The 23,950-nt window shown below is 61.5% G+C and carries 25 protein-coding genes; 10 read left to right on the top strand and 15 right to left on the bottom strand.

Annotated features, from left to right (window positions below):
* Nucleotides 1-95: 95 nt before the first annotated feature.
* Genes JN524_RS04495 through JN524_RS04505 form a run of 3 tightly spaced genes read right to left on the bottom strand, consistent with a single transcriptional unit; the run spans nucleotide 96 to nucleotide 2,373 of the window.
* The gene (locus tag JN524_RS04495; RefSeq protein WP_027613454.1) at nucleotides 96-1,001 is read right to left on the bottom strand and encodes a 5'-nucleotidase; all 906 of its coding nucleotides are present in this window, start codon (nucleotides 999-1,001) and stop codon (nucleotides 96-98) included.
* Between the two features lie 28 nt (nucleotides 1,002-1,029).
* Complete coding sequence (locus tag JN524_RS04500; RefSeq protein ID WP_202368645.1) at nucleotides 1,030-1,986, bottom strand: putative 2-dehydropantoate 2-reductase; 957 nt, start codon at nucleotides 1,984-1,986, stop codon at nucleotides 1,030-1,032.
* Nucleotides 1,987-2,373 carry a thioredoxin family protein gene (locus JN524_RS04505; protein WP_202368646.1) on the bottom strand — a complete coding sequence of 129 codons (387 nt, stop codon included), beginning with the start codon at nucleotides 2,371-2,373 and terminating at the stop codon, nucleotides 1,987-1,989. It abuts the gene before it with no gap.
* Here JN524_RS04505 and JN524_RS04510 point away from each other — a divergent pair.
* Both JN524_RS04510 and JN524_RS04515 read left to right on the top strand, forming a co-directional pair.
* Nucleotides 2,372-2,815, top strand: a complete 444-nt coding sequence (locus JN524_RS04510) for a PilZ domain-containing protein (RefSeq protein WP_202368647.1) — start codon at nucleotides 2,372-2,374, stop codon at nucleotides 2,813-2,815. The two genes, JN524_RS04505 and JN524_RS04510, sit on opposite strands and share 2 nt — an antisense overlap.
* A gap of 129 nt (nucleotides 2,816-2,944) precedes the next feature.
* Nucleotides 2,945-4,021 carry a 3-deoxy-7-phosphoheptulonate synthase gene (locus JN524_RS04515; RefSeq protein ID WP_008079929.1) on the top strand — a complete coding sequence of 359 codons (1,077 nt, stop codon included), beginning with the start codon at nucleotides 2,945-2,947 and terminating at the stop codon, nucleotides 4,019-4,021.
* Between the two features lie 60 nt (nucleotides 4,022-4,081).
* On the opposite strand, the gene JN524_RS04520 is transcribed toward JN524_RS04515, so the two are convergent.
* Nucleotides 4,082-4,363: a GNAT family N-acetyltransferase gene (locus JN524_RS04520; RefSeq protein WP_003226804.1), complete on the bottom strand. Its 282-nt coding sequence runs from the start codon at nucleotides 4,361-4,363 to the stop codon at nucleotides 4,082-4,084.
* A 635-nt stretch (nucleotides 4,364-4,998) separates the two neighbouring features.
* Between JN524_RS04520 and oprI the strand changes: the two genes are divergently transcribed.
* Nucleotides 4,999-5,250, top strand: coding sequence for an outer membrane lipoprotei OprI (gene oprI, locus JN524_RS04525; protein ID WP_003199355.1), 252 nt, complete (start codon nucleotides 4,999-5,001; stop codon nucleotides 5,248-5,250).
* Between the two features lie 122 nt (nucleotides 5,251-5,372).
* On the opposite strand, the gene JN524_RS04530 is transcribed toward oprI, so the two are convergent.
* From JN524_RS04530 to JN524_RS04540, 3 genes are all read right to left on the bottom strand, one after another.
* Nucleotides 5,373-6,344 carry a L,D-transpeptidase family protein gene (locus JN524_RS04530; RefSeq protein WP_202368648.1) on the bottom strand — a complete coding sequence of 324 codons (972 nt, stop codon included), beginning with the start codon at nucleotides 6,342-6,344 and terminating at the stop codon, nucleotides 5,373-5,375.
* A gap of 179 nt (nucleotides 6,345-6,523) precedes the next feature.
* Nucleotides 6,524-6,817 (bottom strand): hypothetical protein, encoded by a 294-nt coding sequence (locus JN524_RS04535; protein ID WP_003226812.1) that lies wholly within the window; start codon nucleotides 6,815-6,817, stop codon nucleotides 6,524-6,526.
* Between the two features lie 57 nt (nucleotides 6,818-6,874).
* Nucleotides 6,875-7,480, bottom strand: coding sequence for an arylesterase (locus JN524_RS04540; RefSeq protein WP_202368649.1), 606 nt, complete (start codon nucleotides 7,478-7,480; stop codon nucleotides 6,875-6,877).
* Between the two features lie 10 nt (nucleotides 7,481-7,490).
* On the opposite strand from JN524_RS04540, the gene JN524_RS04545 reads away from it, so the two are divergent.
* From JN524_RS04545 to greB, 3 genes are read left to right on the top strand one after another with little or no spacing between them, the layout of a single operon-like run.
* Nucleotides 7,491-8,174, top strand: coding sequence for an ABC transporter ATP-binding protein (locus tag JN524_RS04545; RefSeq protein ID WP_103483839.1), 684 nt, complete (start codon nucleotides 7,491-7,493; stop codon nucleotides 8,172-8,174).
* Nucleotides 8,174-10,678, top strand: a complete 2,505-nt coding sequence (locus tag JN524_RS04550; protein WP_202368650.1) for an ABC transporter permease — start codon at nucleotides 8,174-8,176, stop codon at nucleotides 10,676-10,678. The genes JN524_RS04545 and JN524_RS04550 overlap by 1 nt, the downstream gene beginning before the upstream one ends.
* A gap of 34 nt (nucleotides 10,679-10,712) precedes the next feature.
* Entirely contained in the window at nucleotides 10,713-11,210 is a 498-nt protein-coding gene (gene greB, locus JN524_RS04555) for a transcription elongation factor GreB (RefSeq protein WP_202368651.1), read from the top strand.
* Nucleotides 11,211-11,215: 5 nt separating this feature from the next.
* On the opposite strand, the gene JN524_RS04560 is transcribed toward greB, so the two are convergent.
* From JN524_RS04560 to JN524_RS04570, 3 genes are all read right to left on the bottom strand, one after another.
* Nucleotides 11,216-11,524, bottom strand: coding sequence for a hypothetical protein (locus JN524_RS04560; RefSeq protein ID WP_003226820.1), 309 nt, complete (start codon nucleotides 11,522-11,524; stop codon nucleotides 11,216-11,218).
* A 248-nt stretch (nucleotides 11,525-11,772) separates the two neighbouring features.
* A complete protein-coding gene (locus JN524_RS04565; protein ID WP_003226822.1) occupies nucleotides 11,773-12,207 on the bottom strand; it encodes a DoxX family protein in 435 nt (144 codons plus the stop codon).
* Between the two features lie 108 nt (nucleotides 12,208-12,315).
* A complete protein-coding gene (locus tag JN524_RS04570) occupies nucleotides 12,316-13,737 on the bottom strand; it encodes a transglycosylase SLT domain-containing protein (RefSeq protein WP_202368652.1) in 1,422 nt (473 codons plus the stop codon).
* 235 nt (nucleotides 13,738-13,972) lie between these two features.
* On the opposite strand from JN524_RS04570, the gene JN524_RS04575 reads away from it, so the two are divergent.
* From JN524_RS04575 to JN524_RS04585, 3 genes are all read left to right on the top strand, one after another.
* Nucleotides 13,973-14,779 (top strand): TatD family hydrolase, encoded by an 807-nt coding sequence (locus JN524_RS04575; RefSeq protein ID WP_202368653.1) that lies wholly within the window; start codon nucleotides 13,973-13,975, stop codon nucleotides 14,777-14,779.
* Between the two features lie 175 nt (nucleotides 14,780-14,954).
* Entirely contained in the window at nucleotides 14,955-16,436 is a 1,482-nt protein-coding gene (locus tag JN524_RS04580) for a methyl-accepting chemotaxis protein (RefSeq protein ID WP_202368654.1), read from the top strand.
* A gap of 188 nt (nucleotides 16,437-16,624) precedes the next feature.
* Nucleotides 16,625-16,990 (top strand): Mpo1-like protein, encoded by a 366-nt coding sequence (locus JN524_RS04585; protein WP_047295495.1) that lies wholly within the window; start codon nucleotides 16,625-16,627, stop codon nucleotides 16,988-16,990.
* A gap of 5 nt (nucleotides 16,991-16,995) precedes the next feature.
* Here JN524_RS04585 and JN524_RS04590 read toward each other — a convergent pair whose 3' ends face one another.
* From JN524_RS04590 to JN524_RS04600, 3 genes are all read right to left on the bottom strand, one after another.
* The gene (locus JN524_RS04590; RefSeq protein WP_202368655.1) at nucleotides 16,996-17,790 is read right to left on the bottom strand and encodes an acyl-CoA thioesterase; all 795 of its coding nucleotides are present in this window, start codon (nucleotides 17,788-17,790) and stop codon (nucleotides 16,996-16,998) included.
* A gap of 220 nt (nucleotides 17,791-18,010) precedes the next feature.
* Nucleotides 18,011-18,775, bottom strand: a complete 765-nt coding sequence (locus JN524_RS04595; protein ID WP_202368656.1) for a CHAD domain-containing protein — start codon at nucleotides 18,773-18,775, stop codon at nucleotides 18,011-18,013.
* 79 nt (nucleotides 18,776-18,854) lie between these two features.
* The gene (locus JN524_RS04600; protein ID WP_007963692.1) at nucleotides 18,855-19,133 is read right to left on the bottom strand and encodes a hypothetical protein; all 279 of its coding nucleotides are present in this window, start codon (nucleotides 19,131-19,133) and stop codon (nucleotides 18,855-18,857) included.
* A gap of 216 nt (nucleotides 19,134-19,349) precedes the next feature.
* Here JN524_RS04600 and JN524_RS04605 point away from each other — a divergent pair, with 216 nt between their 5' ends.
* On the top strand, nucleotides 19,350-20,396 hold the full coding sequence (locus tag JN524_RS04605) for a patatin-like phospholipase family protein (protein WP_027612455.1): 1,047 nt from the start codon (nucleotides 19,350-19,352) through the stop codon (nucleotides 20,394-20,396).
* Nucleotides 20,397-20,538: 142 nt separating this feature from the next.
* Here JN524_RS04605 and JN524_RS04610 read toward each other — a convergent pair whose 3' ends face one another.
* Entirely contained in the window at nucleotides 20,539-21,237 is a 699-nt protein-coding gene (locus JN524_RS04610) for a response regulator (RefSeq protein WP_047295501.1), read from the bottom strand.
* A 48-nt stretch (nucleotides 21,238-21,285) separates the two neighbouring features.
* Complete coding sequence (locus tag JN524_RS04615) at nucleotides 21,286-23,937, bottom strand: sensor histidine kinase (protein WP_202368657.1); 2,652 nt, start codon at nucleotides 23,935-23,937, stop codon at nucleotides 21,286-21,288.
* Nucleotides 23,938-23,950: the final 13 nt, after the last annotated feature.

Genomic DNA, 23,950 nt, shown 5'->3' on the forward strand with positions numbered 1-23,950 from the left:
ACCTCCTCGCGTGCCAACATGGCGGAGATTTGATTCAGCTTAGCAGTGCCTTGGCGAGTACGACGTGCGACGCAACGTCTTGAAGCACTGGGGCTTTAGATCGACGGTTCGTTACTGATGCCATGCGGTACGTGACCGGTGGCGACCACTTCGCGGGCGGCCTCGCAGTGGCCGGTCTGATCGTCGAAGAACACATCGGCAGCGAAGGCTTCGAGAAACGCCGATTTGGTCAGCCCGCCGAGAAACAGCGACTCGTCGAGGCGGATGTCCCACTCGCGCAAGGTGCGGATCACCCGCTCATGGGCCGGTGCCGAACGCGCAGTAACCAGCGCCGTGCGGATCGGGCAGTCGTCTTCGGGGAACTCGCGTTGCAGCGCATTGAGTGCCGCCAGAAAGCCCTTGAAAGGCCCACCGCGCAATGGCTCGCGCGCCGACTCGCGTTCCTTGGCCTGAAACGCCAGCAGCCCGCCGGCCTGATAAACGCGCTCGGATTCGTCGGAGAACAACACCGCGTCGCCGTCGAAGGCGATGCGCAACTCATCACTGGCCGCGCGACTGGCGCCGCCGGAGAGAATCGTCGCCGCGGCAAACCCGGCGTCCAGCGCGGCGCGCACATCCTCGGCGTGGGTGGACAGAAACAAGTCACAGCCAAACGCTTTGAGATAGGGATACGGACTGCGCCCGCCGACGAAGGCCGCCCGCGAGATGTCCAGCCCATAATGATCGATCGAGTTGAACGCGCGCAGGCCGGTGTCGGCACTGTTGCGCGAAACCAGAATCACCTCGACCCGGGCGCGGTCGAGGCGACTGTTGAGGCTCAGGAGTTTTTCCACCAGCGGGAACGCATCGCCGGGCGCGAGAATTTCGTCTTCGTGTTCAATCTGGTATTGCCGATAGGCTTCGACGCCGCTCGCCAGATAGACCTTATGACTCTCGCTCAGGTCGAACAAGGCGCGAGACGAAATCGCCAGCACCAGTTTGTCATCGATGTTCTTGGCCATGCCTTCCCCCACTCCCCCGAAAACCGACTCAAGTGTTGCGTCGGTCGATAAAACTCAATGTGCGATACAGCGCTTCGATCCGTGGCAACTCACAGCCTGCCGCTTTGGCTGCGGCCAATGGCCGGGCGTAAATCGCTTCCAGCTCCAGCGGCCGTTTATGCAGGAAATCGTGGTACATGCTCGGCCAATAGTCGGGCATTTTCTCGGTCATCATGAACAGGTAATCGGCGTAACCGGGCGGAACGTCGTGACCGCAGGCCCTGGCGCCCTGCACCACTTCGGCCATCAACGCCTGGATCAGCGCGCGACTGTCCGCGTCGGCCATCAGCGGCGTGGTGCCGGCGCCGAGCAACACCGAGAGACCGTTGTAGGGAATATTCCACACCAGTTTCTGCCAGCGCGCCTGTTGCAGATTGGGCATCGCCTGCGAATCGATGCCAGCGGCGCGGAACAGACCGGCGCCCTCCTCGACCAGTGCCGTGCGCGCCGCTTCATCCGCCGCCGGGCCACTGTGATAGCCGACATTCACCGCACCCAAGGCCTGATGGGTGATGTGTCCCGGCCCTTCGCGATGTACGCAGATCAGGCACAGACCACCGAGCAGATGCAGGGAATCGGGCAGCAACTCGCGCAGGCTGTCTTCGACGTCCAGACCGTTCTGCAGCACCAGCACTTTCGCGCCGGGCCTGGCCGCGGCAATGATCGCCGGGGCCAGACCGGCGCTGCTGGTGGTCTTGGCGCCGACCAGCAACCAGTCGCAAGCCGGCATGTCCTCGGCCTTCGCATAGGCCTGCACCGGGTTCAGCGTCAGGGTGCCATGCACGGCACTGTCCACCTGCAAACCACGTTCGGCCACCGCCGAGAATTCACTGCGCAATAAAAAGTGCACATCGAAACCGGCCCGCGCCAGCATCAGACCGTAAAACCCGCCAATGGCCCCGGTGCCGATAATCCCGATCACCGGTTTGCTGTCTGCTCCCACCATTTATGGCAACTCCTCTGCAATTCGACCCAGCGCCTGCGCCACTGCCGCGTTCAGCGCAGCGGCGGTCAGGCGCGTGTGCAATGCCCCAAAGAACTCGCCGTCGCGCACCACAAACAGCGCCGGCAAATGAAAGACCTGATAGCGCTCCACCAACCCGCCGTTGTTGCCGGCATCGATCCAGCACAGACGATCCACCGCCAGCTCGAACCCTGGCATCACCTCTCTGGCATAGCGGCAGCTGGAACAGCCGACACTGGTGAATATCACCAGCGAAACGCCGCTCATCGCCAGCAGCCGCTGGTCGGCGTCGAAATCGGTCAGCTCGGATTCGACCACTATACTGGGGGAAACAATGTCAAATGGCCGACACAGGGAGTCTGTGCTCATGGGACGTTTCATTCCTCATCCGGACGAAGTGCCGGTTGAATTAACCTTGCTCAAGCCCGAATGTATTTCCAGGCAACAGCTGCACACTATCAGCCTCGGAGGGATCGCTTGCAATTATCACCGTGCCTGGCGCCACGGCACGGCACTGCAAGTGCGCATGCCGACACTCAATGCCGACATCTGTTATCCAGGCTATGTCGCATGGTGTCTGCGGCGCAAAAAGGGCTATCTGCTGGGGATCGCGTTCACCGATGAGCAGACGCTGTTCAGCGCCCGGATGGGCGAACAGGTGTGCCAGATCGAACGTTATTGCCGCATGAACGAGGCCCACGACGATCTGCAGGATGTTCAGGCGCTGGCCCTGCAATGGGTCGAACAACACGCCGACGAGTTCTCGCACGACAGCGTGCGCAAGGCTTTTGCCCAGCCAGTGCTGGATTAAAGCGGCGTTTGCCCATTGTCGAGCCGCGTCTGACGCGCTAAGGTTCGGCTCCCCGACGCGCTTAAATCTGCTGTGCTCCGCCGCGCGGGGATCGCTGGCGGCCGGCACCCGTGACCTGACGAGTAAACGATGGCTGATTTACCGATCAACGACCTAAACGTCGCCTCTAACGAGACCCTGATCACTCCCGATCAGCTCAAGCGTGATATCCCTCTGAGCGATGCTGCGTTGCGCACCGTCACCAAGGGCCGCGAAGTCATTCGCAACATTCTTGATGGCACCGACCACCGTCTGTTCGTAGTGATCGGCCCGTGCTCGATCCACGACATCAAGGCTGCCCACGAATACGCCGATCGCCTCAAGGTACTGGCGGAGGAAGTCTCCGACACCCTGTATCTGGTCATGCGCGTGTATTTCGAGAAGCCACGGACCACCGTCGGCTGGAAAGGCCTGATCAACGATCCGTACCTGGATGACTCGTTCAAGATTCAGGACGGTCTGCACATCGGTCGCCAGTTGCTGCTGGATCTGGCCGAGAAAGGCCTGCCGACCGCCACCGAAGCCCTCGACCCGATCTCCCCGCAGTATCTGCAGGACCTCATCAGCTGGTCGGCCATCGGCGCACGCACTACCGAATCCCAGACCCACCGTGAAATGGCTTCCGGCCTGTCCTCGGCTGTCGGCTTCAAGAACGGCACCGACGGCGGCCTGACCGTGGCGATCAACGCCCTGCAGTCGGTTTCCAGCCCGCACCGTTTCCTCGGTATCAACCAGGAAGGTGGCGTGTCGATCGTCACCACCAAGGGCAACGCCTACGGTCACGTGGTGCTGCGTGGCGGCAACGGCAAGCCGAACTACGATTCGGTCAGCGTCGCCCTGTGCGAGCAGGCGCTGAACAAGGCGAAGATCAAACCGAACATCATGGTCGATTGCAGCCACGCCAACTCCAACAAGGACCCAGCCCTGCAACCGCTGGTGATGGAGAACGTCGCCAACCAGATCCTCGAAGGCAACCAGTCGATCATCGGCCTGATGGTCGAGAGTCATCTGAACTGGGGCTGCCAGGCCATCCCGAAAGACCTCGCCGACCTGCAATACGGCGTGTCGATCACCGATGCCTGCATCGACTGGTCCGCCACCGAGAACACCCTGCGCAGCATGCACGCCAAGCTCAAGGATGTTCTGCCGAAACGTCAGCGCAACTGATCAGCGTTTTACGGGCATAAAAAAACGCCGGGCATTGCCCGGCGTTTTCGTGTGTGCGATTCAGATCTTGGCGGCGCGGCGCTGATGACGCTCCATGTAGCGCTCGACGTAGGAGCACGACGGGATCACCGTGTAACCCATTTCTTCGGCGTACTGCAGCGCGCTTTCAGTCAGCGCTGCGGCAATGCCACGGCCGCGCAAGGCGTTGGGCACGAAGGTGCGATAGATATCCAGGGTCTGTTTCCCCAGATCCATATAGGTCAGGTAGGCACGATGACCGTCCACATTGGTCTCGAACTGATGACCAGCCTGGTCATGGTGGATGGACAACGCCTCGCTCATCACTACTCCTCGCGGGTCTTGAATTCTGACCCCTACCTTACCGATGTTTTTCCGGCGAAGGAACATCTACGCCACCCCGTGCCTGATGGACACCGAGAAAAACCACACCGATCTCGCGCAACCGAGCACGTGATAAATAGTAGGCACCATTGGCGAAAATGCTCAAGGTGCGCTCGTCATCATGCTCGTTGACCGGGTGACTCCGATGGACGCAGCGGCAGGCGCAGGGAAGATCTTCCCGAAGCGCTCACCGGAACATTGCCGAATGTCGAGACTTAAGACGCGGGTGCTTCTTTAAAGTCACCTCAAGAGCGACAAAGATATGTGAGGCGTCATGCAAAATCGGAACAAAAGTGTAGACGAATTCATCTAGGCAGACTTGGTGCAAGACGCAGAAACTGCATCAGGCAACGGGAACTTTTTCTCATTAACACGCTCAAGCCGGGGCTTGCAGCTGGATACTTTTTATACAGCCCGGTTAAAAGTTGCTCGAAAAAGAATCAACGCCTACAATTTTTTTTGCTTCTTGCGTTAGGTCAGTTTACTTACTACAAGTAATGGGTAGTATGTACGCCGGCTATTTCCTCAATCGGAGGAGAAAGCCACTTAATTGAAAGTCCTTGAAGGGGAACACGATGAACAACGTTCTGAAATTCTCTGCTCTGGCTCTGGCCGCAGTTCTGGCTACCGGTTGCAGCAGCGCATCGAAAGAAACCGAAGCACGTCTGACCGCTACTGAAGACGCAGCTGCTCGCTCCCAAGCTCGTGCAGACGAAGCTTACCGTAAAGCTGATGAAGCTCTGGCTGCTGCTCAAAAAGCACAACAGACTGCTGACGAAGCTAACGAGCGTGCTCTGCGCATGCTGGACAAAGCTAGCCGCAAGTAATAATCCCTCGGGATTGTTATCAAGCCGACCCATTTTTTGGGTCGGCTTTTTTATTGCCGGTGCTTTCCCCGGGCAATAAAAAACCCGCCGACGCTTCACGCATCGGCGGGTCTGGATCAACCTTACTGCTGCAGGTCGATCGGCGTGTTCGAAACCATCGGCGCTGCCGCCCCCGGCGTACCGATTTCGGTAGGCAAGCCGTCTTCAGCCGCGACTACATCGCGCACCACGTCCCAGTTCACCCGAACGTTATTGGCAATATCCTCACGCTTGAGCATCGCATTGATGACCGCGGTGTGCTTGTCGACCACGGACGGGTTGCCCTTGTCATCGATCGGCGTGTGCGCCTCGAGATACACCTTGCCGCCACTGCGACCGAACTTGTACGCGTCGTTGAGAATGCGCACGGAAGTACCGACCGGCACCATGCTGGCCATTTCCAGCACGTTGTTGTTGAACATGCGGAAGCAGCCGTGGCTGGTGCGCATGCCGATGCCGAACTTCTTGTTCGAACCGTGGATCAGGTAGCCCGGCGTGCCCAAGGTGAACTTGAACGGGCCCAGCGGGTTATCCGGACCGGCCGGCACCACGTTCGGCAGCGGATCACCGTCGGCGGCGTGCTCGGCCTTGATCGACGCCGGAGGGGTCCAGGTCGGGTTCGGCGTCTTGGCAGTGATCGAGGTGTGCGCGATTGGCGACCCCCAACCTTCACGCCCGATCCCCAGCGGGAAGGTGTACACCACGTTCCGGCCTTTCGGGAAATAGTAGAGACGGTACTCGGCGAGGTTGATCACGATGCCTTCACGCGGACCCGGCGGCAGAATGAAGCGGGTCGGCAGGACGATTTCGGTACCGGCGCCCGGCAGCCAGGCATCGACGCCCGGGTTGGCCGCAACCATCTCCGAATAGCCCAGGTCGTATTGGGTTCCCAAGTCAGCGAAGGTATCTTCGTACTTGGCCTTGATCACCTGCACCTGGCCGATGATGTCCTCACCGGGTGGTGGCAGGGGAAACTCCAATGCAGCAACGGGACCGGCCACGCACAGGGCGGCAAGTGACAGGCAGCGGGTGACGGCAGGAAAGCGCGGCAACATCCGGAAAATCCTTCGCATGATCAACAAGGGTATAAGAGCGCGATTGTACACCGCACTTTGAATATTCGGGGAGACCGCCGATGGACCGCGCTGAATGCGAAAAGATCGCAGCCTTCGGCAGCTCCTAGAGGATTACGCAAGACTCTGTAGGAGCTGCCGAAGGCTGCGATCTTTTGATCTTAAAGCTCGAAACGCAACTCAGGCCAGATCGGCGAGGTGCCGCGCTTCTGCGACTCAAGGATCGCCCGGCATAACGAACACAGACGCTGATCCTGGAACACCCGGCGATCCACACTCGACCAGCGTGGTTGTGCCGGCAGCAGGCTGCCACACAACGTGCGGTCTGCCGAGCCACCGAGTTCGAGCTGACGGGTCACCAGATGCACCCGCACTTCCTGGCAGGCGAACAGATCCAGCTGTTCGTCAGGCTCGATCAGTTGGTAGGCAAACAGGGACCAGGCAGGACGCGGCATCGGGGGCTCCAAATAAGGGGGCGCCACATTAGCCGAAAGCCTGCCACTAGAAAAGCCTCATAACAGCGGTTTTAGCGTAGGCCAGACATTTTCCAGCAACTTGCCCTGAGCCCCGGCGGCCGGGTGCAGACCATCGGCCTGCATCAGTTCGGGATGCCCGCCTACGCCGTCGAGGAAAAACGGCACCAGCGGGATCTTTTTATCGTCGGCGAGTTTGCCGTAGACCTCGGCGAAGGCATCGGTGTAACGCTTGCCGTAGTTGGGCGGCAATTGCATGCCCAGCAGCAGCACCTTGGCGCCGCTCTGCTGCGAGCTGTCGATCATCGCTGCAAGGTTTTGTTGCAATTGCGTTGGCGGCATTCCGCGCAGGCCGTCATTGCCCCCAAGCTCGAGGATCACCAGTTCCGGCTTGTGCTCTGCAAGCAGCGCCGGCAGGCGCGCCTGGCCTCCGGCACTGGTGTCGCCGCTGATCGAGGCATTGACCACTTTGTCGTCAAAACCCTCCTGCTTGAGCCGTTGCTCGAGCAGCGATACCCACCCCAGGCGGGTATCCAGTCCGAAACCGGCGCTGATACTATCGCCAACGATCAGGACAGTACCCGCCGCTGCGTTCTGGGCCATGCACATCAAGGCCAGGCCAGCACTCAAAAACCAAACACGCATCGGATTCTCCATGGGCGCAAGCATTCTCACCGCGAAGAACCTCAGCAAAGTGGTTCCCAGCGCGGAAGGTGAACTGACTATCCTGCACGAACTCAGCCTGGAACTGAACAAGGGCGACAGCCTGGCCATCGTCGGCGCGTCCGGTTCCGGCAAATCCACCCTGCTCGGCCTGCTCGCCGGCCTCGACCTGCCAAGCAGCGGCGAAGTCATCCTCGCGGGGCAATCCCTGGGCAATCTCGACGAAGACCAGCGCGCGCGCATCCGTGCCGAACACGTGGGTTTCGTCTTTCAGTCCTTCCAGTTGCTCGACAGCCTCAACGCCCTGGAAAACGTCATGCTGCCGCTGGAACTCGATGGCCGCAAAGACGCCCGCGAACGCGCCACCGAACTGCTGCAACGGGTCGGTCTCGGCCAGCGCCTGACGCACTCGCCGCGCCAGCTCTCCGGCGGCGAACAACAGCGCGTGGCGATTGCCCGGGCTTTCGCTGCCGAGCCGGACGTGCTGTTCGCCGACGAACCCACCGGCAACCTCGACAGCCACACCGGCGAGCGCATCAGCGACTTGCTGTTCGAACTGAACAAGGAACGCGGTACCACCCTCGTGCTGGTGACCCACGACGAACGCCTGGCCCATCGCTGCCGGCGCCTGATCCGACTTGAAGCCGGGCTGCTGGTTGCCCCTCTGGAGCCTTGATGGCACGTCTGCCGCTGTTGCGCCTGTTCAGTCTCGCCCTACGTCAACTCATGCGCGATGCCCGCGCCGGCGAATTGCGCGTGTTGTTTTTTGCCTTGGTCGTGGCGGTCGCGGCGAGTACTGCCATCGGCTACTTCGGCGCCCGCCTCAACGGTGCGATGATGCTGCGCGCCACCGAGTTCCTTGGCGCCGACCTGGTGCTTGAGGGCAGCTCGCCGGCCCGCGACGAGCAGATCCGCAGCGGCACCGAGCTGCGCTTGAGTCATGCGCAGGTGGTGGAATTTTCCAGTGTCATTGCCACCGACAACGGCATTCAGTTATCAAGCATCAAGGCGGTCGACCGCGCCTATCCACTGCGCGGCGAGCTGAAAAGTGCCCCGGCCCCGTTTGCCGCTGAAACCTCGGGCGGCGAGCCGCAACCCGGTGAAGCCTGGGTTGAAGCTCGTCTGCTGACTGCGCTGGATCTGAAGATCGGCGACAGCATCGACGTCGGCATGAAAACCCTGAAGCTGACCCGCGTGCTGACCTACGAACCGGATCGCGCCGGCAACTTCTACAGCCTCACGCCTCGGGTGATGATCAACCTCGACGACCTCGCCGCCACCGGCGTGGTGCAACCCGGCAGCCGCGTGAGTTATCGCGAACTGTGGCGTGGTGAACCGCAGGCACTGGAAACCTATCGACAACTGATCAAACCCGGCTTGGCTGCCAATCAGCGCATTCAGGATGCGCGCGACGGTAACCGGCAGATTGGCGGTGCACTGGGCAAGGCTGAGCGTTATCTGAACATGGCCAGTCTGGTCGCGGTGCTGTTGGCCGGCGTTGCAGTCGCGTTGTCGGCCAATCGCTTCGCCAGCCGCCGTTTCGATGCCAGTGCCTTGCTGCGCTGCCTTGGTTTGTCGCGTCGGGAAGCCATGCTGTTGTTCAGCATTCAACTGACCGTACTCGGTCTATTCGCTGCCCTCAGTGGCGCGGTGCTCGGCTGGCTGGCACAACTGGGACTGTTCGCTCTGCTGCATGATCTGTTGCCCGCCGATGTGCCACCGGGCGGCCTGTTTCCGGCGTTCGCCGGGATCGGCACCGGGCTGGTAGCGCTGGCCGGCTTCGCCCTGCCGCCGCTTGCCGCGCTGGGTCGGGTGCCACCGTTGCGGGTACTGCGCCGCGACATGCTGCCGATTCCGTCGAGCACCTGGATGGTTTATGGCGCGGCGCTGGGCGCACTCGGGCTGATCATGTGGCGCCTGAGTCTGGATCTGCTGCTGACCTTCGCCCTGCTGGGCGGTGGCGTGGTCGCTGCGCTGGTGCTGGGTGGCTTGCTGCTGTTGTTGCTCAACAGCTTGCGCCGAATGCTCGCCCGTGCGCCGCTGCCGTGGCGTCTCGGCCTGGGTCAACTGCTGCGTCATCCACTGGCGGCGGCCGGGCAGGCGCTGGCGTTCGGCTTGATCCTGCTGTCGATGGCGCTGATCGCCCTGCTGCGTGGCGAGCTGCTCGACACCTGGCAAAACCAGTTGCCGAAAAATGCCCCCAACTACTTCGCCCTGAACATCCTGCCGGCGGACAAACAGGCCTTCACCGATCATTTGATCAAGGTGTCCGCACAAGCGGCGCCGCTGTACCCGGTGGTGCCGGGACGGCTGATCAGCATCAACGGCGAACCGGTGCAGCAAATCGTCAGCAAGGATTCGGCCGGCGACCGTGCCGTGCAACGCGACTTGAGCCTGACCTGGGCCGCCGACCTCCCGGCTGGCAACAAGCTCACCGCCGGTTCGTGGTGGACCGGGCAACCCTCGGATGACGTACCCGGTGTGTCGGTTGAAGGCAAAGTCGCCGAAAGCCTCAAGCTCAAACTCGGCGATCACATTGTGTTCAGCGTGGGCGGGGTCAATCGTGAAGCCAAGGTCACCAGTCTGCGCGAGATCAACTGGGACAACTTCCAGCCGAACTTCTTCATGATCTTCCAGCCCGGCACCCTGAAGGATCTGCCGGCGACTTACCTGACCAGCTTCTATCTGGCACCCGGTCACGATCAGCAGATCGTCGAGCTGTCACGGGCATTCCCGGCGGTGACCATCCTCCAGGTCGAAGCTCTGCTGGAACAACTGCGCAGCATCCTCGCCCAAGTCACCCTGGCGGTGGAATACGTGTTGTTGTTTGTGTTGGCGGCGGGGATGGCGGTGCTGTTCTCCGGGTTGCAGGCAACGCTGGATGAACGCATTCGCCAAGGCGCGCTATTGCGTGCGCTTGGCGCGCAACGGCAGTTGCTGATCAAGGCGCGGCGCATCGAGTTCGGCTTGCTCGGTGCGGTCAGCGGCTTGCTGGCGGCCATCGGTTCGGAAGTGGTGAGTCTGGTGTTGTATCGCTATGCATTCGATCTGCCATGGCATCCGCATCCATGGCTGCTGATGCTGCCGTTGATTGGTGCCGCGCTGATTGGCGGTGCCGGCGTGTTCGGTACGCGTCGGGCGTTGAATGCGAGTCCGCTGACAGTCTTGCGCGAGGGTTGATAGACTCCAGCCTTCGTCACCATAAGAAGTTGCCATGAGCCGTTATCGCCCTCCCCGCACCGCCGGCACCGCGCTGATCACCCCTGAAGGTGAAGCGCGGATGCGCGCCGAACTCCATGAGCTGTGGCATGTGCGCCGCCCGCAGGTGACGCAAGCGGTCAGCGAAGCGGCGGCGCAGGGTGATCGTTCGGAAAATGCCGAGTACACCTACGGCAAGAAAATGCTGCGCGAGATCGACAGCCGCGTGCGTTTTCTCACCAAGCGTCTCGAAGCACTGAAGGTCGTCAGCGAAAAACCCAGCGATCCGAACAAGGTCTACTTCGGCGCCTGGGTAACCATCGAGGACGAAGACGGCAAGCAATCGCGCTACCGCATCGTCGGCCCGGATGAACTGGATCTGAAACTGGGTCTGATCAGCATCGACTCACCACTGGCCCGCGCCTTGATCGGCAAGGCGCTGGACGCCGAAGTCCGGGTACAGACGCCAACCGGTGAGCAGTTTGTCTATATCGTGGCGATCGATTATCCCTGAGCGATTCAGCGTCGGGTGATCAAACCCTGCCGCGCAACGCGGGTCAGTTGCTTGATCATTTCCGGAGCGTCTTCAGCGCTCGGTGCCTGAATCACTGCCAGATCAAAACTGTCACTGGCAAACCGCGCCAGCGACTCGCCGTCTTCAACGAACTGGATCAGGAACGCGGCAGGACCGCCGCTGCGACGTGGCCAGCCATCGAGATAACGCAACAGCGTCGGCTGATGTTTGCCGCCAAGCAGGATTTTCGGGTTGCGCTGGGTGATATGTGCCGTGATCGGCGCGGGACGTGCTGGAGGGCGTAGTGCATTCATCGTGTCGTGTCTCTGCCTCAAAAGTCTGCATGGCAGGTGAGAGGCAACACCGAACCAGCGCTTTAGCGGTATTTCGAAGCCCTGTTCCGGCTTCTGACGGCAACTGTCTGAGTCACCTGGCGCCCCGCAAGTAGCTGTTTAAATCGGCGCATGAGCAACATCCTAGAGAACGTGACCGATGAGTGTCAAGAATCGGCCGCAACAAAAAAGGCCCGCACAATGCGGGCCTTTTGCTTGATCCAGAGCGCTCAACCGGCGATGGCGCGGTCCACCGACAGCTTGCCGGCGCCTTCGATCATCACCGCGAGGCTGCCACCGAGCAGCGCCAGGGCGAACTCGTAACCGTTGTTGGCCATGAACAGACCGTTGCTGATGTGTACGGTGAAGATCGCCACCAGCGACAGGAAGGTCAGACCCAGCGCCGCCGGGCGCACAAGCAGGCCGATGATCAGCGCCAGACCGGCGAAGAACTCGGTACCGCCGGCCAGCGTGGCCATCAGGTAACCCGGGTGCAGACCGAGGCTGTCCATGTATTGCGCGGTGCCCGCCAGACCGTAACCGCCGAACAGACCAAACAGCTTTTGCGAACCGTGGGCGGCGAAGATCACGCCGACCGCGATGCGCAGAATGGTCAGGCCGTAACCGGCGCGGGTGAACAGAACCTTGTTGATCAGAGAGCTCATGGGGCATTCCTTGTTTTGCGAGAAGTGTGTTGGGATTGGCCGCTATATTAATCAGTTAAATTCATGTTAAAAGCGCAATTATTCCGCCATAACAATCAAATTATTAGATTATTTCCGTGAAGCGACTTTCTGTCCCCGGGGCTCCAGTGACTCCCGCTCCCGGTCGAACGCCAGGTAATACTTGTTCACGCTATTAACATAGCTGACGGGGCCCATGCCCACCTGCTCCATGGCGATGCGCTCGACCTGAAAGAACCACTGGTTCGGATTCAGCCCGCGCCGCCGTGCCTCGGCGCGCATGCCTTGCACCCGCTCCGGGCCGATGTTGTAGGCCGCCAGGGTGAACGCCATGCGCTCGCGCTCATTGAGTTTCGGACTGCTGAAAAACTTGCGGCGAATCATCGCCAGGTATTTGGCCCCGGCCTGCACATTCGCATCGAGATTCTGGATGTTGTTCACACCGACCCGCTGCGCCGCAGACGGGGTAATCTGCATCAACCCGGTCGGGCCACTGCCGCTGCGGGCGCTGGGTTGCAGGGCTGACTCCTTGAAGGCCAGCGCCGCCAGGTTCAGCCAGTCCATGCTTTGCGCGTCGGCGTGCTTTTGCAGGGTCGGGCGCAGTTTCTCCAGACGCTGGCGGTCAGCCTTGGCCAACGGATAATGCACTTGATAGAGCCGTCGATAGATCCGCAGAAACTCTGCATCCTCGTTCGCCGGCTTCCTGTAGCCGACCAAAAAGCGATCGATGCTCGCTCGCAGCATCGAGGCATCACGGCGCACGAACCAGTATTCCTCACCCGGTTCGCTGATCATCAATTGCCGGTCGAAACGCAGCTTGGGCAGGATCTTGCCCCAACGCTCGGCGATCGGTTGCTCGACGATAGTCAGGTGGAAGATCCCGCCCTGCACCATCTCCAGCACGTCTTCAACGGCCAGCGTCGGATCGACCCATTCGATCTTGATCGGCGCCAGTTTGTGCAATGCCAGTTTCTGATTGAGCTGGCTGACCGCCTCCCCCGCCGCACTGCCGGTCGGCAAGGCCAGGGTCTTGCCGGAAAGCTGCTCGACCTTGGTGTAACGGCGCTCGCCCTTGATGCCGACCAGCACCAGCGGCACGTTGCTGGCGATCGGCTCACTGCTGGCAACCGCGTGGCCGGGTTGCAGATCAAGCAGCTCGCCGGGCGCCACCAGATCACCTTCACCACGCTGCAACGCGCCGAGCAGTTGATCCTTGGCTTTGGGAATGATCTTGAGGGTAATTTCCTGACCATCGCGGGCGTGGCCATTGAGGTATTGCTCGAAGGCGCGCAGGCGATGGTATTCGACGCCGATGGCCTGTCCCTGAACTTCACCGGAACTGTTGCGGCTCTGGTTGACCAACACCCGCAACACTCGACTGCTGCGGATCTCCGACAGGTCACGAACCTTGGCGGCCGGCACGGCTTGCTGTGGCCCGGGCAAGCGCGCAACCGCCGTTATCGGCAGCAGCAGTGACGCGCACAACAGGAGCAAAACCGAGGGACGATGCATCCACTCTCCGGAAAGAATACGGGGTGATTTCACCGCTGAACGGTCGAAATCACCGACGAAAACAGAGCGCCTGGAGCGCTGGCAAAGTGCGAGAGACTGGCACAGTGATGGCTTTTCTGCCAACCCGGGCTACGTCACGGCATCAAAAGACAGCTATAACTCGTTGTAGTTCTTGGCTTTTCTTATAAATCTACAGCTCTGGTATGCTTTCCGGCCTTCGGCCCGAGGTAGAACCATGCAACTCATCGATATCGGCGTCAACCTGACCAACCCCAGTTTCGCCGAAAAACATCAGGCCGTGCTCGACCGCGCCTACGCTGCCGGGGTCTGCCAACTGGTGCTGACCGGCACCAGCGTCGAGAGTAGCGAACAGGCGCTGGAGCTCTGCCGACAACTGGATCAAAGCGGCCAGCGGCTGTTTGCCACCGCTGGCATTCACCCGCATTCGGCCAGTGACTGGAACGCTGACAGCGCGCGCCGTTTGCGCAGCCTGCTGCAAGAGCAAAACGTGGTCGCCGTGGGCGAATGCGGGCTGGATTTCAACCGTGATTTCTCGCCGCGCCCGCAACAGGTAAAAGTCCTTGAAGAACATCTGGCGCTGGCAGTAGAACTGCAATTGCCGGTGTTCCTGCATGAGCGGGATGCCAGTCAGCGTCTGCTGGAAATCCTCAGGGACTTCCGCGACCAACTGCCCGCCGCCGTGGTGCACTGCTTTACCGGCGAGCAAAAAGCCCTGTTCAGTTACCTCGATCTGGACCTGCACATCGGCATCACCGGCTGGATCTGCGACGAGCGCCGGGGCATGCACCTGCATCCGCTGGTCAAGGAGATCAAGCGCGGACGACTGATGCTCGAAAGCGACGCGCCGTACCTGCTACCGCGCACCTTGCGCCCAAAGCCGAAGAACGGGCGCAATGAGCCAGCGTATCTGACCGAAGTGCTGCGCGAAGTGGCGCTGCATCGGGGCGAGACCGAGGAAGATCTGGCGGCGCATACCACGGCGTGTGCCCGCACGTTCTTCAACCTGCCGGCACTGGTTTGAACAGCAAAAGATCGCAGCCTTCGGCAGCTCCTACACTGAGAGGGTGAACACCCTGTAGGAGCTGCCGAAGGCTGCGATCTTTTGATCTGTTGACTCACATCAACCCCGACTTCCTGGGTAGCGGCACAATGCTGGCACCTTGCCAAAACTGTTTCCGCTATCAGAGAAGACCTCCATGGGTGCCTGGCTTAGCAATATCTCGCTGAAATACAAATTCTGGGCGGTCAATGCGGTCGCTTTCGTCACCACCCTGCTGCTGGTGCTGTACGCCGTGCAACTTGAGCAGCAGGCCCGCAGTCACGCGTCGAAAACCTCCGCGCAAGCCCAGGCACAATTGCTCAAGGCGTGGCCGACCGGGCAAGCCTTGCCCAAGACTGATCAGGTGCTGACCTTCAAACGCGGTGAAGCGCCGCGCATCAACGATCAACCCGTGCTGGAGATCGGCGACAGCAACGGCTGGAACGAGATCAATCATCTGCCGCTGTTCGGCAACAACCCGCTGCTGGGCGCCGAAGTGTTCAATCGTGCCGACGGCCAGCAAGTCGCGGTCATCGCCTATGGCCCAAGTCTGGCGCAAGTATTCAGCGAACGTTTTGCCAACTACGCGGTGGCGGTGTTCATTCTGATGCTGGCGATGCTCGGCGCTTCGCAGTTGCTGATCCGCTTCCTGCTCAGTCAGCTCAACACCTTGAAAGACGTGATGCTGCACGTCGAGAAAAGTGGTGACCTCTCGGCCCGCGTGCCGTTGGCCTGCAAGGACGAAGTCGGGCAAATGGCCAATGCGTTCAACGCGATGCAGGCCGGTTATCAGCGCGTGGTCACCACCGTCGCCAACACCGCGCGGCAACTCGACGTCGGCGCTGCGCGTCTGGCGGCGAGCATGAACGAAGTGCGCCACGGCATGCTCGGTCAACAGAGCGAGACCGATCAGGCCGCCACCGCAATCAATGAAATGACCGCCACGGTTTATCACATCGCGCAACACGCCGGCGCCACCCGTGACCTGTCGCAGACCGCCGATGGTCTCGCGGGCAGCGGCCAGCAAGTGGTCAGCCGCGTGCAGCAGTCGATTGCCGGACTCTCCAGCGGTGTGCAGCAGACCGCCGAGATGATTCAGCGCCTGGCCGAGGACAGTCAGAAGATCAACGGTGTGGTCAGTGTGATTCACAGCATCGCCGAGCAAACCAACCTGCTGGCGCTCAACGCCGCCATCGAAGCGGCGCGTGCCGGCGAGATGGGCCGCGGTTTTGCGGTGGTCGCCGACGAGGTGCGCAATCTCGCCAAACGCGTGCAGACCTCCACCGATGAAATTACCACCATGGTTTCGGCGCTGCAGGCCGGCACCCGCGATGCGGTGGACTTCATGCAGGAGAGTTCGTACAAGGCCGACGACTGCGTGCAACAGGCGCAGGAGGCTGGCGAGGCGCTGGCAGAAATCACTGGCGCGGTGGCGCAGATGCGCGAGAGCAACACGCAGATTGCGGTGGCGGCCGAGCAGCAGAGTCAGGTGGCCGAGGAGATGAATCGGGCGGTGGTGAGCATTCGTGATGTGACCGAAAACACCGTGCAGCAGACGGTGGATTCGGCGACCACCAGTAATGAACTGGCGACGTTGGCCGGGGAGCTGAGCAAGGCAATCGGGCAGTTGAAGCTCTGAAGATCAAAAGATCGCAGCCTTCGGCAGCTCCTACAGTTGTAGGCATTTCAATGTAGGAGCTGCCAAAGGCTGCGATGTTTTGTTGTCCATCATTACTATGATGCCAATAGCCAACCTTGATTCGCCGCCCTATCCGCCCCGGCCTATTCTTCAAGCATGTGTTCAACATGGATCGAGGAGTAGCCAACATGGGCAAACGTCACCCCAATCTTCCCGCGTGGCAATGGCGCGCGTACCCGAACAATCACCAGCACCCGACCAATCTGGTGTTGCACCTGATTGCCGTGCCGCTGTTCATCGTTGCATTTCTGCTGATCGTGTCCGGCGTGTTCAGCTTGAGTCTGGCCAGTGTCGCAATCGGTGTGATCGGTATTGTCGCGGCGCTGGGTCTGCAGCGCCACGGCCACAGCCTGGAGGCGCAAGCCTCCGAGCCGTTCAGTGATCGCAAAGATGCGGTGTCACGCTTGCTGGTCGAGCAGTTTCTGACCTTTCCGCGGTTTTTCCTCAGCGGCGGCTGGTGGCGCGCCTGGCGGGAGCGCCACCGTCGGCACTGAGTAACTCAGGCAAAAATCGTCACGGTCTGCCGACTCATGGCGATCAACTCTCCCTCCGCGCTCCATAACTTGGCGGCGACATGGCCGTAACCGTCGGCAGCGTACTCGATGTCCGCCAGGTATTTGCACCAGTCCAGCGTGTTCAAGTCACGTAACGGCTGCACGAATTCGATGGTCCAGGTCAGCGTGCTGCCCGGTGCCGGTTTCTTCAGGTACGGCAACAAGGCCGGTGGCCACGCATCCACCAGCGCCAGCAGATGCGCCTCGTTGACCGGCTCTTCCTTCACATCGCCACGCAAACGCACCCAGCCGCCCATCTGCCGCGATGTGTTGCCGGTAAACGGCATGCCGCCAACGCTCCAGCGCATCGCCAGGTGACGCATGAACTCCGGGGTCACGCCCTTGATGTAGGGCAACTCCTGGCATTCTTCCCAGTGTTTCATTTCAGCTGCCGGATAGGCCTCGACTGCGACTTCCGAAGGTCGCGAAGCGCCAAAGCTGCCCTGCACGATCGTCACTACCTGACCGTTCTGCACAGCCCGGCCCAGCACTTGGCTGACCGCTTTGCCTTCGCGCAACACATCGACTTCGAAACGCACCGGGACGTCCGGCTCCACCGGGCCGACAAAGGTGATCGCCAACGAACGCACCGGGCGCTCCGCCGGCACTTTCGCGCGCATGGTTTCGTATTGCAGCGCCGCGACCAGGCCACCAAAACTGGCCCGACCCTGACCCCACTCGGCGGGAATGGTCACTTCTGGCTGGCGACGAACCGCCTCGATCAGATCGGAAAAGCGCATGACAACCTCGGCAAGCGAAAAAGGAATGCAGCGATCTTAACCAGCATGGCAGAGCGCCGCAGCGTCTATTCCGGTCAAATGGACTGACAGAAAGGCCTTACTCCGATTTCCCATGCAAAGAAAAACCCCTGTAGGAGCTGCCGCAGGCTGCGATCTTTGTTTTTGAAAATCAAAAGATCGCACCTGCGGCAGCTCCTACAGGGGCCGGGTGATATCGAGATTATTTGAAGCAGCTTGAACTGAGTTTATCCAGCACCCGATCGGCCTTGGCTTCAGCCTTGATCAGGCCCTCCTGCCACGTCGCGACGCACGGTTGCAGATCGCTTTCCAGTTCGGCCCGCGCCAGCCACTGCCAGCAATCGTGCCAGTCACCCAACGCACCCTGCGCCGACTTCAGCCGCTCCAGCGCCGGCTCAGGCAGGCGATCGAGTTCCGGATAGGCTTCGATGCCATAACGCACGCGCTTGATCAGCAAGCGCAGACGATGGCGGTCGTGTGCCGGATCGTGCAGGGCCTCGTCGAGTTTTTTCCATTGTTTGTGCAGGCGTTTTTCGATGCGTTTGCCCAGGCCCTTGAGCAGGCCCTGACGCTCGGAGGCACGCAAGAAACGCGGGAAAGCGTCGAGGATGATCAGCAGCGAAGCCACTTCGGCGCTGGCCGCCAATGTTGGATAGGCTTCGTCCATTTGAGCCATGCGTCGCTGCGCCGCTTGCGGCTGATCATGCTTGAGCAGGTACGCCGCCAGTACCTCGCGATCGCGCCACGGCGTGGTCAACTGACCGACCGCCGAGGCGGCACTTTCCAGTTGCTCGACTCCGGGCAAACCACGCAAGGGTCGCAACAGGCTGCGCAAGCGCCGTACCGTGGTGCGCAAGTCATGCAGCGCCTGGGGGTCGGTACGCGCAGTCAGGCGCGCCTGACAGGCCAGCAAACGCACTTCCAGACTCAGGACATGAGCCACCAACCGGTCAACCAACGCAGACATCACTTGCTCCTGATTCACATGGCTTGAAGGATGAGTCTGCCGTCAGAAGGCAGGCGCATCCTTGCGTCAAGTCAGCAGCTTAGCGTCCGGCGCGGGATTCGCGAATATAGAAACGGGCTTTCTCGGCCTTGTTGCTGCAGCCTTCAAAGCCTTCGAATTGCTGCTGAGTCTTGGCCGCCGTCAGCAACGACAGCGCCTTGGAGTAGCTGACCGTGCCGGCGAAACCTTCGGCCTTGGCCAAGTCCAGTTCATGCCACGCCGCATCCAGCTGACTGCCACAGCTGTCCCGATAAGCAGTCTTGCCAGCGCAACCGGCCAATGCCAGGGCGATCAACGGCACACAGATCCAGGCTTTCATCACTCACACCTCAAAATAGGTCAACAGTCGTGCAGGTAAGACGTTGCGGCGCGGGAAAAGTGCCTTGGCGCCCCATGAATCTGCGGTGACCAGAGCATAGCGCCGAGCGGTCACAGAGTATCGAAAAAACGACGCCCCTGCCGTCTCCAGCGACCCTGCCGATTGTCGCCCGCCCCCCGAAGGGTGCATTGTGGAGCCTTGTCGGGAGGAAGTTTGATGAAAAAGCGTGTCGCACTGGTGCTGGGCTCCGGAGGCGCCCGGGGCTACGCCCATATCGGAGTCATTGAGGAGATCGAAAGACGCGGTTACGACATTGCCTGCATTGCCGGTTGTTCGATGGGCGCGGTGGTCGGCGGGATCTATGCCGCAGGCAAACTCGACGAGTACCGCACCTGGATCGAAACTCTCGACTATCTGGATGTGCTGCGGCTGGTAGACGTGAGTTTTCGCCTCGGCGCAATTCGTGGCGAAAAGGTCTTCGGGCAGATCCGCAAGATCGTTGGCGAGATCAACATCGAAGACCTGCGCATCCCCTACACCGCGGTCGCCGCCGACCTGACCAACCAGCAGGAAATCTGGTTTCAGGAAGGCTGTCTGCATCAGGCGATGCGCGCCTCGGCAGCAATTCCCAGCCTGTTCACCCCAGTGATGCAGGGCAACCGGATGCTGGTGGACGGCGGCATTCTGAACCCATTGCCGATCGTGCCGGTGGTCTCCAGCCACTGCGACCTGATCATCGCGGTCAACCTCAACGCGACCAACCAGCGCCACTACAAATTGCCGGTGATTCAGCGCCCGCCAGCGTTTCGTTCGCGCTTCGACAGCCTGCTCAGTTCGCTGGGTTCGAAGATGCCGTTCCGCCGCAAACAGGCCGAACAGTTGCTGTTGCTGGAACAGGAAGCGCTGCGCGCCGAAGCCGCCGACATCAACCCATGGCTGGAAGGCAGCGAACCGGAAAGTCAGCAACCGGCAGCGGCACCCGAACGCGAAGGCGCGCCGAAGTCCGCCACCGGCTCTTTCATCATCGACAACGTCGGGCCGGCGTCACTGCTGGACCTGATCAACCAGAGTTTCGAGGTGATGCAGACCTCGCTGGCGCAATACAAGATCGCCGGCTATCCGCCGGACATCCTGATCAACGTGCCGAAGCGCGTGTGCCGGTTTTTCGAATTCTACAAGGCGCCGGAACTGATCGCGCTGGGGCGGGAGATTGCGCGGGATACGCTGGATCGGTATGAGAGTGAGCAGAGTAGAGAGCCCTGAAGTTCTCGGCTGACTGTCAGGGCCTCATCGCTGGCAAGCCAGCTCCCACAGTGACCGGTGTGAAACACAAATTTCGATGACTCCGGCGAACCCTGTGGGAGCGGGCTTGCCCGCGAAGGGGCCAGACCAGGCAACACAAAACCTACAGACTGTTGTCACTCAACAACCGATACCCCACTCCCGCTTCAGTCACAATAAACCGCGGCCGCGTCGGATCATCTGCCAGCTTCTGGCGCAAATGCCCGACCACAATCCGCAAGTAGTGACTGTCCTCGGTATGCGTCGGCCCCCAGATGTCCTTGAGCAATTGCTGCTGGGTGATCACTCGCCCCGGGTGCCGCGCCAGTTGCGCCAGCACCGCGTATTCCTTGCGGGTCAGCGCCACTTCGGCACCGTCGAGCAGCACGCGTCGATAAGCCAGATCCACGGTCAACGGGCCGAACGTCAGCGCCGCTTGCTGGGCCTCGCCGGCCGGTGCCTGACGCAACAACGCGCGGACCCGGGCGAGAAATTCCTGAATGCCGAACGGCTTGGTCACGTAATCATTGGCGCCGCCATCCAGCGCCTGGACTTTCTGCCCTTCGCTGGCCCGCACCGACAGCACCAGCACCGGCGCGGTGGCCCACTCGCGAAACTCGCGCAGCACCTGTTGGCCGTCCATGTCCGGCAGGCCGAGGTCGAGCACCAGCAGGTCGGGCTTGTTCAGTGCCGCCTGCGCCAGGCCCTCGGCACCGGTGCCGGCCTCGAGCACTTTGTAGCCTTGTGAGGCGAGGCTGATGCGCAGGAATTTGCGGATCTGTGGTTCGTCATCGATGACCAAAATGGTCGCGGTCTGGCTCATGAATTCACATCGACACAAAAGATTGGCAAGAGAGTAGCGCAGTCGCGATCAGGCTTCATTGTCCATCCCCGGTTGCGTCTGCAACGGCAGGTGCAGGGTGATGCTGGTGCCGCGCCCGTCAATGCCGTCGGCGACGCTGATCCGCCCGCCATGCGCGCCGACCATGCCCTGACAGATCGCCAGGCCAAGACCGGTGCCCTGCCCGCCGCGATCGCCACGAGCGGCGGTATAGAACATGTCGAAAATCTTCGCCCGCTCCTCTTCGGGAATCCCCGGCCCTTCATCGCTGACCGTGAAGAAAATCTCGTCTTCACTCGCCCCGGCACTCAGTTGCAAACGACCGTGAGCCGGCGAAAAGCGTGCGGCGTTTTCCAGCACATTGACCAGCGCCTGCTCGATCAGCGCCGCATGCACGAACAGCAGCGGCAACTCGGACGGCACATCGGTGCTGACCTGCAACGGCGCCAGCACTGCACGCAGGCGATTGAGCGAACTGCCGACGATGTCGGCCGGCGCTACCCAGTCGCGCGCGAGCTTCAATGCACCGTGGCCGAGGCGGGTCATGTCCAGCAGGTTCTGGATGTAGCGGTCGAGGCGTTCGGCTTCATCGCGGGTGCCTTCGAGCAACTCGCGGCGATCCTCCAGCGGGATCGCTTCGCCGAGGGCCAGCAGGCTGTCGATGCTGCCGCGCATGGCGGTCAGCGGTGTACGCAAATCATGCGAGACCGAGGCCAGCAGCGCGCTGCGCAATTGCTCGGTTTCACCGTGCAGGCGCGCGGCTTCCAGATCGTCCGCCAGTTGCGCCCGGGCCAATGCCTGAGCCAGTGGCTGGCTCAACGCAGTGAGCAGGCGTCGACGCTGGCCGCTCAAGGTCTGGCCCTCTTTGGCGCAGACCCCGAGCAGCGCCAGCGGCCCGTCCTCCACCGACAGCGGCCACCACCACCAGCGACCGAACGGCAGCGTGCCGGTGCCCATGCCGGCCGGTTGATCGTGTTGCCAGGCCCAGTCGGCGGCGGCGCGTTCCGATTCGCTGAATTCCAGAGGCCCGCCGGTCTCGACTTTCCAGCCGCCCTGGCCGTCGCGGTTGAGCAGGCACAATTGCAGATCGCTCCAGCCGTTGAGGTGCTGCGCGGCGGCGCTGACCACCGCTTGGCGGTCTGTCGCCGCAGTCAGTTTGCGCGACAGGTCGAGCAGCTCCGTGGTCTCTTCCTGCGTATCGCGCAACGCCTGCAACTGCCGCCGCTGACGCGCGGCGAGATTACCGGTGAGCGCCGCCATCAGCAGGAAGAACAGCAAGGTCAAAACGTCTTCTTCGCGCTGGATGGCGAAGGAAAAATTCGGCGGAATGAACAGGAAGTCATAGGTCAGAAACGACAGCGCCGCGCAGGCCAGCGCCGGGCCCAGACTGCTGCGCACCGCCACCAGCAGCACCGCCGCGAGGAACACCAGCGAGATGTTGGGCAGCGGCAAAATACTTGATACCGCCCACGCCAGGGCACTGGCCAACAGCGTGGCAACCAGCGCCAACAGATAGTCGAACCAGACCAGCGTCGGCGTGGTTCGCAGGCGCTGTTGCGGGTGTTCATGGTCATTGTCGAGGACGTTGATTTCCAGGCCATGGGCCTGACGCAGCAAACGCGCGGCGAGCCCTCCACCGAACAGTCGACGGCGCAGACTCGGCCGCGACTGGCCGACCAGCAGCAGACTCGCCCGGCGTTCGGCGGCATGCTGGATCAGGGTTTTCGCCACTTCGCCGGCCCGCAACAACACCACCTCACCGCCGAGCCGTTCAGCCAGTTGCTGGGCGTTTTGCAGGCGCAGGCGCGATTGCTCGTCGCGCACCGTGCCATTGTCGACGTGCACCAGACTCCACGGCAAATGCCGACGCTGGGCCACGCGGCTGGCGTGACGCACCAGGCGTTCGGCATGCGCATCGCCATCGACGCCGACCAGCAAACGCCCGCGCACCGCTGGAGCTGCCTGACCAAGTTGGCGATAGCCTTGCGCGAGATCGTTGTCGACCTGCGCGGCCGCCGTTTGCATCGCCAGCTCGCGCAACGCGGTGAGGTTGGTCTGGGTGAAAAACGCATCGATCGCCGCCCGCGCCTGCTCCGGCACGTAGACCTTGCCTTCGCGCAGACGCTCCAGCAATTCACGCGGCGGCAGGTCGATCAGCAGCAGTTCGTAGGCTTCCTGCAGCACCCAGTCCGGCAGGGTTTCGCGCACCTGCACACCGGTGATGCCGCGCACCTGATCGTTGAGACTTTCCAGGTGCTGGACGTTGACTGTGGTGTAGACGTCGATGCCGGCGGCGAGCAGTTCCTGAATATCCTGCCAGCGCTTGGCGTGGCGACTGCCGGGGGCGTTGGTGTGCGCCAGCTCATCCACCAGCACCAGCTTGGGTTTGGCCGCGAGCAGGCCGTCGAGGTCCATTTCTTCGAGCATCACGCCACGGTATTCCGAGCGCACCAGCGGCTGCTGCGGCAAACCGCCGAGCAGCGCTTCGGTTTCCGCACGACCATGGGTTTCGACGACACCGGCAATGATTTTCACGCCCTGGCGCAATTGCGTGTGCGCGGCCTGGAGCATCGCGTAGGTCTTGCCGACCCCGGGGGCGGCGCCGAGGAAAATCTTCAGCCGGCCACGGCCGTCGCGGGGCAGGTCTGCTAACAGCGCGTCGGCGCGGCCGGAGTCGCTCATGCTTGATGTTCTC

The organism is Pseudomonas sp. MWU318 (assembly GCF_016756945.1).
In the GTDB taxonomy this organism is placed as follows: Bacteria; Pseudomonadota; Gammaproteobacteria; order Pseudomonadales; family Pseudomonadaceae; genus Aquipseudomonas; species Aquipseudomonas putida_A.

Coding starts and splice junctions, on each gene's coding strand:
- JN524_RS04495 (WP_027613454.1), bottom strand. CDS start 1,001: ATGGCCAAGAACATCGATGACAAACTGGTGCTGGCGATTTCGTCTCGC.
- JN524_RS04500 (WP_202368645.1), bottom strand. CDS start 1,986: ATGGTGGGAGCAGACAGCAAACCGGTGATCGGGATTATCGGCACCGGG.
- JN524_RS04510 (WP_202368647.1), top strand. CDS start 2,372: ATGGGACGTTTCATTCCTCATCCGGACGAAGTGCCGGTTGAATTAACC.
- JN524_RS04505 (WP_202368646.1), bottom strand. CDS start 2,373: ATGAGCACAGACTCCCTGTGTCGGCCATTTGACATTGTTTCCCCCAGT.
- JN524_RS04515 (WP_008079929.1), top strand. CDS start 2,945: ATGGCTGATTTACCGATCAACGACCTAAACGTCGCCTCTAACGAGACC.
- JN524_RS04520 (WP_003226804.1), bottom strand. CDS start 4,363: ATGAGCGAGGCGTTGTCCATCCACCATGACCAGGCTGGTCATCAGTTC.
- oprI (WP_003199355.1), top strand. CDS start 4,999: ATGAACAACGTTCTGAAATTCTCTGCTCTGGCTCTGGCCGCAGTTCTG.
- JN524_RS04530 (WP_202368648.1), bottom strand. CDS start 6,344: ATGTTGCCGCGCTTTCCTGCCGTCACCCGCTGCCTGTCACTTGCCGCC.
- JN524_RS04535 (WP_003226812.1), bottom strand. CDS start 6,817: ATGCCGCGTCCTGCCTGGTCCCTGTTTGCCTACCAACTGATCGAGCCT.
- JN524_RS04540 (WP_202368649.1), bottom strand. CDS start 7,480: ATGCGTGTTTGGTTTTTGAGTGCTGGCCTGGCCTTGATGTGCATGGCC.
- JN524_RS04545 (WP_103483839.1), top strand. CDS start 7,491: ATGGGCGCAAGCATTCTCACCGCGAAGAACCTCAGCAAAGTGGTTCCC.
- JN524_RS04550 (WP_202368650.1), top strand. CDS start 8,174: ATGGCACGTCTGCCGCTGTTGCGCCTGTTCAGTCTCGCCCTACGTCAA.
- greB (WP_202368651.1), top strand. CDS start 10,713: ATGAGCCGTTATCGCCCTCCCCGCACCGCCGGCACCGCGCTGATCACC.
- JN524_RS04560 (WP_003226820.1), bottom strand. CDS start 11,524: ATGAATGCACTACGCCCTCCAGCACGTCCCGCGCCGATCACGGCACAT.
- JN524_RS04565 (WP_003226822.1), bottom strand. CDS start 12,207: ATGAGCTCTCTGATCAACAAGGTTCTGTTCACCCGCGCCGGTTACGGC.
- JN524_RS04570 (WP_202368652.1), bottom strand. CDS start 13,737: ATGCATCGTCCCTCGGTTTTGCTCCTGTTGTGCGCGTCACTGCTGCTG.
- JN524_RS04575 (WP_202368653.1), top strand. CDS start 13,973: ATGCAACTCATCGATATCGGCGTCAACCTGACCAACCCCAGTTTCGCC.
- JN524_RS04580 (WP_202368654.1), top strand. CDS start 14,955: ATGGGTGCCTGGCTTAGCAATATCTCGCTGAAATACAAATTCTGGGCG.
- JN524_RS04585 (WP_047295495.1), top strand. CDS start 16,625: ATGGGCAAACGTCACCCCAATCTTCCCGCGTGGCAATGGCGCGCGTAC.
- JN524_RS04590 (WP_202368655.1), bottom strand. CDS start 17,790: ATGCGCTTTTCCGATCTGATCGAGGCGGTTCGTCGCCAGCCAGAAGTG.
- JN524_RS04595 (WP_202368656.1), bottom strand. CDS start 18,775: ATGTCTGCGTTGGTTGACCGGTTGGTGGCTCATGTCCTGAGTCTGGAA.
- JN524_RS04600 (WP_007963692.1), bottom strand. CDS start 19,133: ATGAAAGCCTGGATCTGTGTGCCGTTGATCGCCCTGGCATTGGCCGGT.
- JN524_RS04605 (WP_027612455.1), top strand. CDS start 19,350: ATGAAAAAGCGTGTCGCACTGGTGCTGGGCTCCGGAGGCGCCCGGGGC.
- JN524_RS04610 (WP_047295501.1), bottom strand. CDS start 21,237: ATGAGCCAGACCGCGACCATTTTGGTCATCGATGACGAACCACAGATC.
- JN524_RS04615 (WP_202368657.1), bottom strand. CDS start 23,937: ATGAGCGACTCCGGCCGCGCCGACGCGCTGTTAGCAGACCTGCCCCGC.